Here is a 13,521-nt window from a genome sequence, read left to right on the forward strand (position 1 = left end):
CCGCCGGTCGCGGGCCAGGGGGAACGCCCGGTCACCGCGTCCGGCGGCGGTCCTCCGGCCGCGGGCGGGAGGCAGTCGGCCCGGACCCCGGCCGCGGGCGGGAGGCACCCGGCCCGGACCCCGGCCGCGGGCGGGAGGCACCCGGCCCGGACCTCCGGGGCTCCGGTCACCGCATCCGGCCGACGGCCTCGCGCAGGCGGCGCACTTCCCGCAGCCGGGCCTCGTAGGTCGCGCCGACCACCACCAGGAGCAGACCGCCGAGGGCCATCGGCACCCATCGGGGCACCGCCGCGACGGCCTGGGCGATCCAGGGCGCCAGCTCGTGCAGGGCCACGACGGCCAGCGTCAGGCCGCCGAGCACGGCCGGGGCCTGGAGCCCGGACCTGGCGCCGGCCAGGAGGATCGCGAGCGCGAACACGCCGAGCAGCAGGGGCCGGAGCCCGCCGTCGCCGGTCAGCACGGCGATCGTGCTGGGCAGCAGGCCGGAGGCGAGGCCGGAGCCGTAGACGCTCCAGGAGGAGGCCCGCCCGCCCCTCGTCCGCAGCAGCCCGAAGGCCAGCAGGACGAGCGAGAGCGGCACGGTGTACGCCTCGACCACGGTGACGTCCGAGGCGAGCAGCCGCAGCCAGGCGGCCACCAGCAGGAAACCGGTCCCGGCGTACGCCGCCTGCCGCCGGTCCGGGCGCAGCGCCGTACCCGACAGCAGCACGCCGACGACGGCGCAGGCCAGGCTGAGGGCCGGCAGGTGGGGGAGGCCGGGGACCAGCGCGTCGTGGACGACGAGCGCCAGCCCCCAGGCGGCGAGGCAGTAACCCGCCGCCTCCAGCCCGGCCGACAGATCCCGCAGCCGGCCCTTCCCGTCACGCCCGGCCGGCTCCCGCGGCCCGCTCTCCCCCTCGCGCCCGGTTCCGGAGGCCCGAGAGCCGTTCGCGCCCTCCCGGACCCCGGGATCTCCCGGGCCGGCCGCGCTCCCCCGCACCGCCGGGCCGTACGGCCTTCGGGCCAGGCCCGCCACCGCCGCCGCCAGACCGGCCACCGCGAACAGGCCGAACGCCGCGTGCCGGGCCGGCCAGCCCAGTGACGCCTCGACCGCCAGGATCTCGCCGCCCGCGAACACCGCCGCGAGCCCGGCGCCGAGGAGTCGTACGGCCCGCGTCCTGGCGAGGAGGGCGGCCGCGGCCCAGACGAGCAGGAGGCAGACGAGCGCCACATGGGTGGCGGTCCGCTCGGCCAGGGCGGTGACGGCCGCGAGCAGGGTGACCGCCGCGGCGGCGGTCACCAGGAACTCCGCCCGCCGCCGCCGGCCGGTCAGGGCCGCCCCCGCCGCGAGCACCGCGGTGAGCGCGAGCAGGGTCGCGACGGCGGCCGGGTGGGTCCAGTCGAGGGCGTCCGGGACGAGCACCGTCCCGAGCGTGCCGAACAGCAGCGCGGCGACGGCCGCGGGCCTCCGGAGCCCGTGACCGGACCCCGCCGTCCCCGGAGCCGCCGGCACGGCGGGCGCCGGGTCCCGCGCGGGTACAGCCGGCACGCCGGGCACCGGATCCTGCGCGGGGACAGCAGGTCCGCCCCCCGCCGCCTCCGGAGCCGGTACGGCGGGCGCCGGGTCCCGGGTGGGGGCGGCGGGCCCGCGGCCCCGCACTGCCAGGGCGGCGGAGGAGGCGGCGAGCAGCGCGAGGACGAACACCGGTGTGAGCGGCACCGGAGACCAGCCTTCGCCGTATCCGTGCGGGCCCGACCAGATCCCGTCCAGGCGGGCGAACGGCTCCGTCAGCGCCCAGGAGATGTTCGTGTGGAACGGGAGCACCGTCAGCACGGCCAGGACCCCGCCGGTGGCCGCCGCCGCGGAACGGATCCCGGGCGCGTCCGGCCCGGACGCGCACAGCGCGACGGCGGCGACGGCCAGTCCCGCCACGGTGTACACGAGCGCGTGCCAGCCGGAGTGGACGAGCGGCAGGAAGGGCGCCGCAAGGCCCGCGGCCAGCGCGAACGCCGACCCGGCGGCGAGGACGGTGACCGGCCCCACCGCGCGCCGCAGGGCCACCGCGATCCCGGTCAGCGCCAGGACGGCCAGCAGCGCTCCCTGGGCCGCGGCGCCGAGCCGGTCTGCGGGGGAGAAACCCGCCACCAGGCCCAGGGCGGAGTCCGACGAGCCGCACAGCACGCCGAGCGTCCACACGGTGCCGAACGAGAACGCCGCCGTCCTCCGGACCCCGGGCCGGCTCGGGGCCGCGGACCGACGCTTCAGGAAGAGCAGGAGGGCGGCGTCGGCCGCGGCCGTCGCCGCGAACGCGGCGGTCACCCAGGGCGTCGGCAGCTCCGCCGCCAGGAGCACGAGGGGGAACTGGGCGAACAGGACCGCCGCGGGCAGCGGCAGCCTCAGCGGCACCACCCGCGAGTACGCGGCCATGGCGAGCGCGACCACGGCGGACACCCCGCCCGCGTAGACGTTCCCGGCGAGGGCGCCGGCTCCGGCCAGACCGGCCTGCCGTACGGCGTAGCCGTCCAGGAGGAGCAGGACCACGCCGAGTGCCGCGACGGTCTCCGCGGTGGCGGTCAGCCCGCGTCCCGCCAGCGCCCGCGGCACCGCCAGGATCACCGCGGTGAAGCCGGCCAGGACCGCGGCCCGCCCGCCGATGCCGAGGTGCCCCCAGCTCACCGCCGTGAACACGACGGCCGCGACGGCCAGCAGCAGCCCGCCGAGGGCGAGCAGCAGGTTCTGCACCGCCTTCGGCGAGAAGTCTCCGCCCGGACGCGCGGGACCCCCTCCGGGCCCGTTCCGTCCCCCTCCGGTCCGCCCCGCCCCGACCGGCCCCCGCGTCTCCCGGCCCGTCCCCGCCCGTCGCGCTCCCGGAGCGGCCTCCGGGGTGCTCCCGCCCGCCTGGGCGCCCTGACGGTCACCTTCCGCCCGGAGCATGCGGAGCAGCCGGCTGCGGCGGACGAGCAGCTCGGACCTGCGCATCCCGAGCTCGGCCAGTGCCTGGTCGAGCCGCCACAGCTCGGCGGCCAGCGGCCCGCTCAGCGGCAGGGCGCAGTGCGGGCAACGCTCCTGGGGAGCGGTGAGGCGCACCCCGCATTCCGGGCACCTCGGCTCACCCGGCAGGAAGGCGGCGTCCGGGAGCGGGCCGGTGGCGTCCGGGAGCGGATCGGCGGGTTCCATGCCTCCACCGTGCCGCCGGCCGGTCGTCCGCCGCATCCGGCGGGCTACTCATCCGGGACTGAGTACTTCCGACACGACGCACGGAACGGCCGGATCTCCCCGATCGCGCCTGCGGAGCCGACGGATCGGCGAGTCGGCGCACCATCCTGGGCGTCGCAGCAACCTAGGTTGCATCTCTAACTAGATGGCTGTAGCTTCTACATCGCGAAGACGACGACTCCCCGGAGTCGCCGCCGACGAATCCACCCGACCGACACCCACCAGGGGAGAGATCAGATGACCACCACGCAGTCCGGCGCCCAGACCCCCGCAGCCCCCACCCGCAGCACGCTCTTCTCCGACAGGCGCTTCCAGTTCACCCTCGCCGCCTTCTGGATCTTCTCCGTGGCCCGCATCCTCGTCGACCGATACTCCGACCAGGACTTCCTCTCCGGTCTCACGACCGGCCTGGTCACCGTCGCCGCCGTCACCCTGGCCTGGCAGTTCGCCCGTGCCCGCCGCTAACCCCATGACCGCCGACCGCCGCGCCAGCTGGCTGAAGGGCGTCCTCGACCTGCTGGTGCTCGCCGGCCTCACCGAGGGCGAGAACTACGGTTACGAGATCGCCAAGGGCCTCGCCGAGATCGGGTTCGACATCAAGGGCGGCACGCTGTACCCCGTGCTCAACCGGCTCGAAGAGGCCGGCCTGGTCACCGCGGAGTTCCGTGCCACCGAGCGCGGCCCCGGCCGCCGCTACTACACCCTGACCCGGCAGGGCCGCGACACGCTCGCCGAGCAGGGCGCGCTCTGGCTCGCCTTCGACGAATCCGTCCGTTCGGCACTCGCCCGGGGAGGCGTCAGATGACCACCGCCTACTTCGACGAACTCGCCGCGCACCTGCGCGGACGCGGCGTCCCCGCGGAGGAGGTCGCCGCGACGGTCGACGACCTCGCCGCCTACGCCGCCGAGAGCGGCGCGGACCCCGAGGAGGAGTTCGGCCCCGCGGCCGGCTTCGCCGCCACCCTCGCCCCCGCCGCGGAGGACGCCGCCCCGGAGAGCCGCCCGGACCCGGTCGCCGAGACCTGGGTCTGGACCGCCGACGCCTTCCGGGACCGCGAGTACCTCAACAGGTACGGCGAGCAGGGCTGGGAGGTCGAGCGCATCGACCACCTGGGCCGCTTCGTCAGCCGCCGCGACCCCGAGCACCCGCTCCGCTGGGAGTACCGCCGCGAGAGCGCGCTGCCGGCGCATCACGACGCCCTCGCCGAACGCCTGGCCCCGGACGGCTGGGAGCCCTGCGGCGACTGGATGTACTTCCAGTACTTCAAGCGCCCCAAAGCCGTCGCCGAAGGGCCCGCCGGCGAGCTCGCCGACGCCCCCGCCGCTCCCGCCCGCCGGGTGTTCTTCGGCAGGCGCTTCTACGTCTTCATGGTCGTCTGGGCGCTCTTCATGGTCGCCCTCACCGTCGGCCTGCTCTCCATCGGGGACCACGAGTTCGGTCTGGATTTCGTCGCGGGCCTCCTGACCGGCCTCGCCCTCGTCGCCCTCTCCGTCCTGTTCACGCTCCGCCGAAACCGCCGCCGTCGCCGCTGACCGAACCCTCCTGCCCGCCCCACCTGGTGGGGCGGGAACTCACCTGGTACGGCGGGCGATGAAGGCGATGACGCCGGTGGCCCCGGCCGCCACGGCGAGCCAGAGGAGCACGGCGGAGAGCGGCACCCCGGCGTCCCCGTCCTCGTCGGCTCCGGCCGCCTCGGTGGCCCCGTCCGCCTCCGCCTCCGTCCCCGCCCGCGGCGCGGTGCTCGGCTCCGGGGTCGGCGTGGGCGTGGCCGCCTCCAGGACCCGGGCGGGCAGCGGCACCCGGTGGACCGGGCTGTCCTCGCCCTCGGAGCCGGTCAGCAGGGCCCTGCCGTCCGCGGTGTAGGCGATCGACTCGGCCTGCTCCAGCGGGGGCATCGGGACCCGGGCGAGCTGCTCGTCGAAGTCGCGGTAGACCGTCGCGGAGATGTAGGTCCGGACCACGAAGCTCGACCCGTCGGGCGCGTAGGCGGCGTCGGTCGCCATGATCGGCGCCGAGCCGACCTTGCGCAGCACGTTGACCCGCCCGGTGCGCAGGCGCTTCGGCGCCGCGTAGATCGCCCCGGCGAACTCCTTGGTCACGATGTGGAGCCGCCCGGTCCGGGGGTCGACCATGACGCCCTCGGCGTTGTGCCCGCCGTCCTCGTAGCGGAAGCGGTAGCGCACGGCCGGGAGCACGGCGTCCTTGAGCGAGGCGGGCTCGGCCACCTTGTAGACCGAGACGTCCGGCCAGGCGCCGTCGAAGTTGTCGCCGATGTCGGCGAACCAGAGCACCCCGCGCCCCGTCTTCGGGTCCCTGGAGACCGCCATCCCCTCCCAGTCGCGGGCCGCCGCGCCCCGCAGGGTGAACGCCGCCCGGGTCTTCCCGTCGCCGCCGACCGCGAAGAAGACCGGTCCGGCCTCGCTGTCGTTGTGGGTGTAGTAGACGTCCTCGTGGGTCGGCGAGACCGCCAGTCCACTCGACTCGGTGATCCGCTCGTCCTCGAAGCGGAACAGGACCCGGTCCGCCTCCCCGCCCCCGGCCGGCTCCGTCGGCCCGGCCGCCTGCGCGCCGGGGCCGGTGAACACCGCCGCCGCGACCACCCCGGCCGCGGCGAACACCCGAATCAGGACTTCCCCCGGTCTGCTGTGCATTCAGCCATCATGCCCCGGCAGCAGCTCGCGCAGGCGGCGCAGGAGGGGCTCGTCGGCGTCGGGACGCAGGCGGCGTTAGAGGCGTGATTCTTAGAGGTATGGTTCTAAGAGCTGTACCTCTAAGGAGGCAGGATGATTCCCAAGCCCGGACACGTCTTCGCGCGGGACGCGGAGTGGAGGGCGCTGAGCCGGTTCGCCGAGAGCACGGCGCCGAGCACCCGGCTCGGCGTGGTCAGCGGCCGGCGTAGGCAGGGCAAGACCTACCTCCTCAACGCCCTGACCGAAGCGGTCGGTGGCTTCTACTTCGTGGCCGCCGACGACACCGAGACCGAAGGCCTCCGCAGGTTCGGGGAGGCGCTCGCCTTCCGCAGCGGCGGCGGGGGCCAGTACCACTTCGACAACTGGGACCAGGCCCTCGACCGGCTGTACGCGACGGTCCAGGACGGCGTCATCGTCATCGACGAGTTCCCCTACCTGGCCAAGGCCAGCCCGGTCCTGCCCTCCCTGTTCCAGCGCGCCCTCGATCCGGGCGGTACGGCACGGCGCTCCTCGGCCAAACTGCTGCTCTGCGGGTCCGCGATGTCGGTGATGGGCGGACTCCTGGCCGGTAACGCACCGCTCCGCGGGCGGGCGAGCCTGGAGCTCGTGGTGAACCCGATGGACTACCTCACCGCCGCCCGCTTCTGGGGCTGCGAGCACGACCGTGAACTGGCGGTCCTCCTGCACGCCGTCGTCGGGGGCACTCCTGCCTACCGGCACGAACTCGTCTACTCCGACGCCCCCTCCTCCCGTGAGGAGTTCGACGACTGGGTGGTCAGGACCGTGCTCAACCCCATGGTCCCGATCTTCCGGGAGGCCCGCTACCTCCTCGCCGAGGAGACCGACATCCGCGATCCCGCGCTGTACCACGCCGTTCTCGGAGCCATCGCCTCCGGGCACAACACCCGCGGGGGGATCGCGGGTTACCTCGGACGGCCTTCCACCCACATCGGCCATCCCCTGACGGTGCTGGAGGACAGCCACCTGATCACCCGCGAGCAGGACGCGTTCGCCTCCGGCAGATTCGTCTACCGGATCGCGGAACCGCTCATCACGTTCTACGAGAGGGTCATGCGACGCACCTGGAGCTTCCTGGAGCGCGGCCTCGCCGAGCAGGCGTGGACCGCGTCCCGCAGCGGCTTCCTCTCCCAGGTGGTCGGACCGCACTTCGAGGAGCTGTGCCGGGAGTTCACCATCCGGAGCAGCCTGGAGCTGTTCGGCGAGCTTCCGGCGCAGGTGAGCTCCGGAGCCGTGACCGATCCCTCCAGCAGGAGGTCGATCCAGGTGGACGTCGCCGCCCTCACCTCCGGCGAACCTGACAGGCCCGCCCGGCTCCTCGCCCTGGGCGAGGCGAAATGGGGGAAGGTCATGGGCCTGCGCCACCTCGACCGGCTTCGCAGGGCACGGGACCTGCTGGCGGTCAGGAAGTACGACACGGAGGGCACCCGGCTGATCTGCTACGGCGGCGCCGGATTCGACGACGATCTCCGTACGGCCGCGGCGGCCGACGGCAGGATCATTCTCATCGACCTGCCGCGCCTGTACGGTCAGGCCCCCTGAGAACCGCCGAACCGGCTCAGCGTGCGACCGATGTGACGGAAACCGTACGGGCCGGAAGGTGCCACGGCGGCCGGGCCGGGCCGGGCCCGTTGCGGGGCGCCGCGGGGCGTGGGTCAGGAGACCCGCGACGGCGGGGCGCTCCAGGTGTCGCAGGCGGCCGGGGAGACCGTGTCGAGGCCGCGCCGGAACCAGCGGACCCGGTTCGCGCCGGTGCCGTGGGTGCGGTACTCGGGGTCGTCGCCCCTGGCCCGGAGCGTGTCGGACAGCGCCGCCCAGTCCCGCCCGGTGCGCGCCAGCGAGTGCCGCACGCCGCCCAGGAACACGCCCGCCAGGCAGTCCGCCTGCAGCTCGTAGCGGCGCCTGAGCCGTTCGCGCTCGGCCTCGGAGACTCCGCGGCGCAGGGCCCGGGTCTCGTAGGCACTCCTGACGCCCGTGAGGCTCTGCAGGTGGTGGCCGTACTCGTGGGCCGCCGTCCGCAGGGGATACAGGTCGGTCCGGTCCTCGATCCACATGCCGGTGAGCGGGAACACCAGCGTGGCCCGCTTGATGCAGTAGAGGGCGTCCACGTGGGGGTTCCTCACCCCGCACACATACTCCGGAAGCTCCTCGTAGAAGCGCACGGCGGGTGCGCGGAACTTCAGCCCGGCCCGGGAGAAATGCGCGGACCATGCCCGGTCCAGGCACTTCACGGCCGCCGCGAGGTACTCGCGGGTCCGGGGGATCCCGCCCTCGGTGATGGGCGGCTCCGGGCACGACGTGGCCGCCAGTCTGCCGGTCCCCGCGAACGGGTTCCGCACCGGCGCGTTCTCCGCGTCCGGACGCCCCGTGGCCGCCGTGGTCCGCACGGCCCCCGGCGCGGCCTGGACGGTCCCCGGCGCGGCCTGGACGGCCCCCGATACGGCCTGCACGGCCCCCGCCGGCAGGACGGCGAGGCACAGGGCGGCCGGCAGGACCCGCCGGACGAGGACGGCCGGGCGCCGGAGGGGCCGGGGGGAACCGGTGCCGGGCGGGAGGAGGCGCATGACCGGACAGCTTAGGGCCCCGGCCCGCGGAAAGCCGCGGCGCACGTGCGCCCCGCCCGCGGCACCCGGGCGAGCCGCATCTCGATGAGCCGCATCCCGATGAGCCGCATCCCGATGAGCCGCATCCCGATGAGCCGCATCCGGGCGAGCCGCATCCGGGCGAGCGGCATCCGGGTCGACGGAGGGACGCGAGACATCCGGCGCCTCCGGAAAAGGCACTCGCCTGGAGCGCGCTCCAGGTCCCTAATGTGGAACGCATGGATTACACGCAGCTTGGCCGTACCGGCCTGAAGGTCAGCCGCCTGTGCCTCGGCACCATGAACTTCGGCCCCGTGACCACGGAGGACGACTCCTTCGCGATCATGGATCACGCCCACGAGCTGGGGATCAACTTCTTCGACACCGCCAACGTCTACGGGTGGAAGAAGGGCGAGGGGATCACCGAGAACATCATCGGGCGCTGGTTCGCCCAGGGCGGCGGCCGCCGGGAGAAGACGGTCATCGCCACGAAGCTCTACGGCGGGATGGGCGACTGGCCCAACGAGGACCGGCTCTCGGCGCTCAACATCCGCCGCGCCTGCGACGCCTCGCTGAAGCGCATGCAGACCGACTACATCGACCTCTACCAGGCGCACCACGTCGACCGGAACACCCCGTTCGAGGAGTTCTGGGAGGCCATGGACATCCTCAAGCAGCAGGGCAAGATCCTGTACGTCGGGTCGTCCAACTTCGCGGGCTGGCACATCGCCAAGGCCCAGGAGGAGGCCCGCCGCCGGGGCACGGTGGGTCTGGTCTCCGAGCAGTCCCACTACAACCTGCTGGTCCGGGCCGCCGAGCTCGAGGTCGTCCCGGCCTGCGAGGACTACGGTCTCGGGCTGATCCCGTGGAGCCCGCTCGCGGGCGGCCTGCTCGGCGGCGTCCTCCGGAAGATCGACAAGGGCCGCTCGGCCTCGGAGACCATCGTCAAGGAGCTGGACAAGCACCGCGACAAGATCGAGCGGTACGAGGCGTTCTGCGACGAGCTCGGCGAGGACCCCGCCAACGTCGGCCTGGCGTGGCTGCTCCACCAGCGGGCCGTCACCGCGCCGATCATCGGTCCGCGCACGCTGGAGCAGCTCGACGGGACCGTCAAGGCCCTGGAGATCACGCTCGACGAGAAGGCCCTGGCCCGCCTCGACGAGATCTTCCCGGGCTTCAAGACCGCCCCCGAGGAGTACGCCTGGTAGCGGGCGCTCCGTTCAGGAGGGCTCCGCGCTAGGAGACGAGGGCTCCGACCACCACGAGGAGCACGAGCAGTGCGAGCACCGTGGGCAGCAGCCAGCGACGGGGACGATCCACGCCCTGGAGCCTAGCCCTGCCCGCGGGATGCCCGCGCCACGAGCGGCCATCTCTCGACCGTCTCGTAACGGACCCGGCCGCCCAGGTGGCTTCTCATCAGGTGCACGGTGTCCGCCTCCCACGCGCTGCCGGTGAACGGTTCCAGGGCCCCGACCAGCGGGCGCAGATCGACATCGCCCCTGATCTTGGTCCTGGCCAGGGTCAGGTGCGGCCGGAACCGCCGCTCGTCCACCGCGATGCCCTCGCGCCGCGCCGCCGCGCCGACGGAGTCGGCGAGGCGGACGATCCCGGGGCGGCCGCCGTGCGGCCCGGCGCTCCCGTGCGGCGTCTCACCGCCGTGCGGCGCACCGCCGTACGGCCCGCCGCCCCGGTGTGACGCACCGCCCCCGTGCGGCGTCTCGCCTCCGCGCAGCCCGGCCCAGAAGACCCGGGCCCGCCGGGCCGAGGGGAACGCACCCGCGCCGGCGAACGCCAGCGTCATCGGCTCGTATCTCGACGCGGCGCGGGCGAGGCGGGCCTGGAGCGCGGGCAGGAGCTCCTCGGCCACCTCGCCCAGGAACGCCAGCGTCAGATGCCAGTTGTCCGGATCGGCCCAGCGCAGCTGGGGCCAGTGCTCCCGGTGGGGCGCGAGCGCGCGGGCGAGCTCATCACGCACCGGCCGCGGCGGCAGCAACGCCACGAACAGCCGCATGCGTCCTCCTGCCGATCGCCTTCGTCAGCATTATCGCCGCGCCGACGCCTATCAGGGTGAGCGCCCCGCCGATCACGACACCCGTGCGCGGGCCTCCCAGGTCGGAGACCCAGCCGAGCAGCGGCGCGCCGATCGGGGCGCCGCCGGTGAACACCAGCACGTACAGGCCCATCACCCGGCCGCGCATCTCCGGCGCGGCGGCGAGCTGCACACCGGCGTTGGCGGTCGTGTTGACCGTGATCAGCGCGACCCCGGTGGGGACGAGCAGGATCAGGTAGACGGGGTAGCCGGGGGCCAGACCGGTGGCGATCTGGAACAGGCCGAACGAGACCGCGCCGCCGACCAGCAGGCGCCGGCTCGGCTTCGTGCGCCGGGCCGCCATGAGCGCGCCGCCCAGCGCGCCCACCGCGAACATGCTGGAGGCCAGGCCGAAGGAGGAGGGGCCCGCGTCGAAGACCTCGCGGGCCATCAGCGCGATGGACATCGAGAACGACTGCGTGAACATCGACACGAAGGCGATCATCAGGATCGGCATCAGCAGGTCCGGCCGCTCCAGCACGTAGCGCAGGCCCTCGCGGAGCTGGCCCTTGACCCGGGGCACCGGGTCGGGGGTCGTCAGCTCCGAGGCGCGCATCAGCAGCAGGCCGCCGAGCACGGCGAGGAACGAGACCGCGTTGACCAGGAAGATCGGGCCGGTGCCGCCGAGCATGTGGATCAGCAGACCCGCGGCCGCCGGGCCGACCACGCGGGCCAGGTTGAAGCTGGAGGCGTTGAGCGCGATCGCGTTGGGCAGGTCCTTGCGGCCGACCATCTCGACCACGAACGACTGCCGGGTCGGCACCTCGACGCAGGCGATGAGCCCCAGGGTGAAGGCCATGACGTAGACGTGCCATTCCCGCACGGCCCCGGTCACGGTGAGCACGCCCATGGTCAGCGCCAGCACGCCCATGAGCGACTGGGCGACGAGCAGCACCCGCCGCTTGGGGTAGCGGTCGGCGAGCATCCCGCCCCAGAGGCCGAGCAGCAGCATCGGCAGGAACTGCAGCGCGGTGGCCACGCCCAGGGCGGTGGCGCTGCCGTTCGTCAGGTCCAGCACCAGCAGGTCCTGCGCGGTGCGCTGCATCCACCCGCCGACGTTGGAGACCACGCCGCCGATCGCGAACAGCCGGTAGTTGCGGTTGCGCAGCGAGCGGAACATCCCGCCCCGCGCCTCGGCGTCCCCGGGTACGGCGCGCGCCCCGGCCACCGGCGCCCCGGCCGCTGTGGAGACGGCCGAGGCGCAGGGTTCCTCAGGCTCGGCTAGATCCGGCTGAGCTTCTCCAGAATCGGGGCCGCCTGCCGGAGCACCGTCCTCTCCTCGGGCGTGAGCTCCTTCAACCGCTGGGTCAGCCAGGCGTCCCTGCGGCGGCGCTCCTCCTTCAGCAGGGCCGAGCCCGCCTCGGTCACGGTCACGGTCACCTGCCGCCGGTCGGTCGGGTGCGGTGTGCGCGACACCAGCCCCCGCTCTTCCAGCGCGGCGATCACGCGGGTCATCGAGGGCGGTTGCACCTTCTCGTGCTCGGCCAATTCGCCGGGGGTTATCCCGGAATGCAGTTCCACGGCGACGAGCGTCGCGACCTGGGTGGGGGTCAGCGAGTGGCTTGCGGCCTGCCTGCGCAGGCGCCGGGTCAGCCGTGCCAGTGACACGCGCAGCGCCGAGGCCAGACCGGCGTCGCTGCGCAGGTTCGCGACGGGGTCCTTCCTTGGTGGGTTCGTTAGCATAAGTCATTGCCCTTGCTAACGATGTCTGATCGCATCTCATTCCCTCCGGACCGGGTTTTATTCCCGTGGGCCGTCAGAGTCTCAGACACGACCGGGATCCCCAACCCGGGACGGGCCCGCGCCGCCGTCAGGCCGTGCGGCCGGCGCCCCGCCCGGAGCCCTCCCGCGCGGCCCTCAGCTCCGCCGCCAGGTCCACCAGGGCCAGGCCGACCCCCGCCAGCGCCAGGGCGTCGGCACCCGGCCTGCCGTGGACCGCCCGGTCCACGGCGTCGTGCAGCAGGCCGGCCGCGTCCCGGGCGGGCTGCTCGTGGTAGATGGGCTGCATGCGTCGTCTCCAAACGGTGGGGGAAGAGCGGGCGTGTGCAGTTACGGGCGGGGTGCCGGGGTGCCCGTCCCTTCACGGGTGCGCCCCGATCCTCTGCGGTCCTTTCCGGCACGGGCTCCGGATATCAAGGGACCGGACATCCGCCGATGCGAATCCACCGGCGAATCGGCGTCGGCGGCCGGACGAATCACCCGGGCCCGGAGAACGGCCACCCGGAGGAATTCCACAGGGCGATCACCCGGAAAATGCTTTCACCGGACGGCCGACCAGGAAAACATTTCACTGAACAGCGGATCAGAAAGCGAAGAGGACTCCTCCGGTGGCGCGTATCGCCGCGCACCGGTTCGGATGGGTCTCGGCGTAGCGGTACCGCCGCCCCTGCCAGGTCCCGGTGGCGGTGACGCGGACCGGTGCGTACTCCAGCGTGCACGCCCCCGGCCTCTCGGGAACGTCCTCCACCCGGCCGCCGGCACGGCGGAGCTGGCCGCAGGCCGCGGCCGCACGGGGATGCGTGCCGCCGTCGGGACCGCAGGTCAGCGTCGCCCTCCTGACCGGCGCCGAGCCGTCCTCCCGGGCCACCTCCAGGAGGTAGGAACCGGTGGGCCCGCCCGGCGCGGGCGCGCCGGCCGAGGCCGGGACGGCGCCGAGCAGGGCCGTCAGGCCCGCCGCGGAGGCCGCGGCGAACCACCTGACACGGACGCGAACGAACGGCCGGATTCGCATGAACGTCTCCCTGTGAATGTCCACCGCGTTCTGCGGTATTTCGACACGGCGGGGCGGCGGGCCGATGAATCGGCACCCCGCCGGGAACGGATATCGATGCTCCAGAATTCATCGGCGGTCGGCCGCAAATCCTTTCGCCATGCGATATTAGGGCGAGAATATCTCCCGGGCAACCTCGGCCGCCGTCCTCAATCGGCCACATACTTACCCGGCC

General features: G+C 73.8%; 14 protein-coding genes. 5 read left to right on the forward strand and 9 right to left on the reverse strand.

Annotated elements, in window-relative coordinates:
* Positions 1–166: 166 nt before the first annotated feature.
* Positions 167–3,157 carry an SCO7613 C-terminal domain-containing membrane protein gene (locus IEZ06_RS26520; protein ID WP_189239403.1) on the reverse strand — a complete coding sequence of 997 codons (2,991 nt, stop codon included), beginning with the start codon at positions 3,155–3,157 and terminating at the stop codon, positions 167–169.
* Positions 3,158–3,433: 276 nt separating this feature from the next.
* Between IEZ06_RS26520 and IEZ06_RS26525 the strand changes: the two genes are divergently transcribed.
* Genes IEZ06_RS26525 through IEZ06_RS26535 form a run of 3 tightly spaced genes read left to right on the forward strand, consistent with a single transcriptional unit; the run spans position 3,434 to position 4,729 of the window.
* Positions 3,434–3,661: a hypothetical protein gene (locus tag IEZ06_RS26525; protein WP_189239404.1), complete on the forward strand. Its 228-nt coding sequence runs from the start codon at positions 3,434–3,436 to the stop codon at positions 3,659–3,661.
* Positions 3,662–3,665: 4 nt separating this feature from the next.
* On the forward strand, positions 3,666–4,001 hold the full coding sequence (locus IEZ06_RS26530) for a PadR family transcriptional regulator (protein WP_189239405.1): 336 nt from the start codon (positions 3,666–3,668) through the stop codon (positions 3,999–4,001).
* Positions 3,998–4,729, forward strand: a complete 732-nt coding sequence (locus tag IEZ06_RS26535; RefSeq protein WP_189239406.1) for a hypothetical protein — start codon at positions 3,998–4,000, stop codon at positions 4,727–4,729. The genes IEZ06_RS26530 and IEZ06_RS26535 overlap by 4 nt, the downstream gene beginning before the upstream one ends.
* A gap of 39 nt (positions 4,730–4,768) precedes the next feature.
* Here the strand turns inward: IEZ06_RS26535 and IEZ06_RS26540 are convergent, their stop codons facing one another.
* Positions 4,769–5,848, reverse strand: coding sequence for a hypothetical protein (locus IEZ06_RS26540; protein ID WP_229798718.1), 1,080 nt, complete (start codon positions 5,846–5,848; stop codon positions 4,769–4,771).
* Positions 5,849–5,980: 132 nt separating this feature from the next.
* Here IEZ06_RS26540 and IEZ06_RS26545 point away from each other — a divergent pair, with 132 nt between their 5' ends.
* On the forward strand, positions 5,981–7,447 hold the full coding sequence (locus IEZ06_RS26545) for an ATP-binding protein (RefSeq protein ID WP_189239407.1): 1,467 nt from the start codon (positions 5,981–5,983) through the stop codon (positions 7,445–7,447).
* Positions 7,448–7,560: 113 nt separating this feature from the next.
* Here IEZ06_RS26545 and IEZ06_RS26550 read toward each other — a convergent pair whose 3' ends face one another.
* Together IEZ06_RS26550 and IEZ06_RS26555 are read right to left on the reverse strand one after the other, a co-directional pair.
* Positions 7,561–8,469 carry a neutral zinc metallopeptidase gene (locus IEZ06_RS26550; RefSeq protein WP_189239408.1) on the reverse strand — a complete coding sequence of 303 codons (909 nt, stop codon included), beginning with the start codon at positions 8,467–8,469 and terminating at the stop codon, positions 7,561–7,563.
* Positions 8,470–8,480: 11 nt separating this feature from the next.
* The gene (locus IEZ06_RS26555) at positions 8,481–8,666 is read right to left on the reverse strand and encodes a hypothetical protein (RefSeq protein WP_189239409.1); all 186 of its coding nucleotides are present in this window, start codon (positions 8,664–8,666) and stop codon (positions 8,481–8,483) included.
* Positions 8,667–8,726: 60 nt separating this feature from the next.
* Here IEZ06_RS26555 and IEZ06_RS26560 point away from each other — a divergent pair, with 60 nt between their 5' ends.
* A complete protein-coding gene (locus IEZ06_RS26560) occupies positions 8,727–9,695 on the forward strand; it encodes an aldo/keto reductase (protein WP_189239410.1) in 969 nt (322 codons plus the stop codon).
* Positions 9,696–9,817: 122 nt separating this feature from the next.
* Here the strand turns inward: IEZ06_RS26560 and thpR are convergent, their stop codons facing one another.
* From thpR to IEZ06_RS26585, 5 genes are all read right to left on the reverse strand, one after another.
* Positions 9,818–10,498, reverse strand: coding sequence for an RNA 2',3'-cyclic phosphodiesterase (thpR, locus tag IEZ06_RS26565; protein WP_189239411.1), 681 nt, complete (start codon positions 10,496–10,498; stop codon positions 9,818–9,820).
* Positions 10,455–11,744 (reverse strand): MFS transporter, encoded by a 1,290-nt coding sequence (locus IEZ06_RS26570; RefSeq protein ID WP_307811757.1) that lies wholly within the window; start codon positions 11,742–11,744, stop codon positions 10,455–10,457. The genes thpR and IEZ06_RS26570 overlap by 44 nt, the downstream gene beginning before the upstream one ends.
* Positions 11,745–11,797: 53 nt before the next feature.
* Positions 11,798–12,259 carry a MarR family winged helix-turn-helix transcriptional regulator gene (locus IEZ06_RS26575; RefSeq protein ID WP_189239412.1) on the reverse strand — a complete coding sequence of 154 codons (462 nt, stop codon included), beginning with the start codon at positions 12,257–12,259 and terminating at the stop codon, positions 11,798–11,800.
* 127 nt (positions 12,260–12,386) lie between these two features.
* The gene (locus IEZ06_RS26580) at positions 12,387–12,584 is read right to left on the reverse strand and encodes a hypothetical protein (protein WP_189239413.1); all 198 of its coding nucleotides are present in this window, start codon (positions 12,582–12,584) and stop codon (positions 12,387–12,389) included.
* 294 nt (positions 12,585–12,878) lie between these two features.
* Entirely contained in the window at positions 12,879–13,307 is a 429-nt protein-coding gene (locus tag IEZ06_RS26585; RefSeq protein ID WP_189239414.1) for an SSI family serine proteinase inhibitor, read from the reverse strand.
* Between the last annotated feature and the right edge of the window lie 214 nt (positions 13,308–13,521).

Origin of the sequence: Planomonospora antibiotica (genome assembly GCF_014647955.1) — a bacterium.
GTDB classification, from domain to species: domain Bacteria; phylum Actinomycetota; class Actinomycetes; order Streptosporangiales; family Streptosporangiaceae; genus Planomonospora; species Planomonospora parontospora.

What these genes read in the sequence shown, in the direction of transcription:
- IEZ06_RS26520 (WP_189239403.1), bottom strand. Translation starts at nt 3,157, where the DNA reads ATGGAACCCGCCGATCCGCTCCCGGACGCCACCGGCCCGCTCCCGGAC.
- IEZ06_RS26525 (WP_189239404.1), top strand. Translation starts at nt 3,434, where the DNA reads ATGACCACCACGCAGTCCGGCGCCCAGACCCCCGCAGCCCCCACCCGC.
- IEZ06_RS26530 (WP_189239405.1), top strand. Translation starts at nt 3,666, where the DNA reads ATGACCGCCGACCGCCGCGCCAGCTGGCTGAAGGGCGTCCTCGACCTG.
- IEZ06_RS26535 (WP_189239406.1), top strand. Translation starts at nt 3,998, where the DNA reads ATGACCACCGCCTACTTCGACGAACTCGCCGCGCACCTGCGCGGACGC.
- IEZ06_RS26540 (WP_229798718.1), bottom strand. Translation starts at nt 5,848, where the DNA reads ATGCACAGCAGACCGGGGGAAGTCCTGATTCGGGTGTTCGCCGCGGCC.
- IEZ06_RS26545 (WP_189239407.1), top strand. Translation starts at nt 5,981, where the DNA reads ATGATTCCCAAGCCCGGACACGTCTTCGCGCGGGACGCGGAGTGGAGG.
- IEZ06_RS26550 (WP_189239408.1), bottom strand. Translation starts at nt 8,469, where the DNA reads ATGCGCCTCCTCCCGCCCGGCACCGGTTCCCCCCGGCCCCTCCGGCGC.
- IEZ06_RS26555 (WP_189239409.1), bottom strand. Translation starts at nt 8,666, where the DNA reads ATGTCTCGCGTCCCTCCGTCGACCCGGATGCCGCTCGCCCGGATGCGG.
- IEZ06_RS26560 (WP_189239410.1), top strand. Translation starts at nt 8,727, where the DNA reads ATGGATTACACGCAGCTTGGCCGTACCGGCCTGAAGGTCAGCCGCCTG.
- thpR (WP_189239411.1), bottom strand. Translation starts at nt 10,498, where the DNA reads ATGCGGCTGTTCGTGGCGTTGCTGCCGCCGCGGCCGGTGCGTGATGAG.
- IEZ06_RS26575 (WP_189239412.1), bottom strand. Translation starts at nt 12,259, where the DNA reads ATGCTAACGAACCCACCAAGGAAGGACCCCGTCGCGAACCTGCGCAGC.
- IEZ06_RS26580 (WP_189239413.1), bottom strand. Translation starts at nt 12,584, where the DNA reads ATGCAGCCCATCTACCACGAGCAGCCCGCCCGGGACGCGGCCGGCCTG.
- IEZ06_RS26585 (WP_189239414.1), bottom strand. Translation starts at nt 13,307, where the DNA reads ATGCGAATCCGGCCGTTCGTTCGCGTCCGTGTCAGGTGGTTCGCCGCG.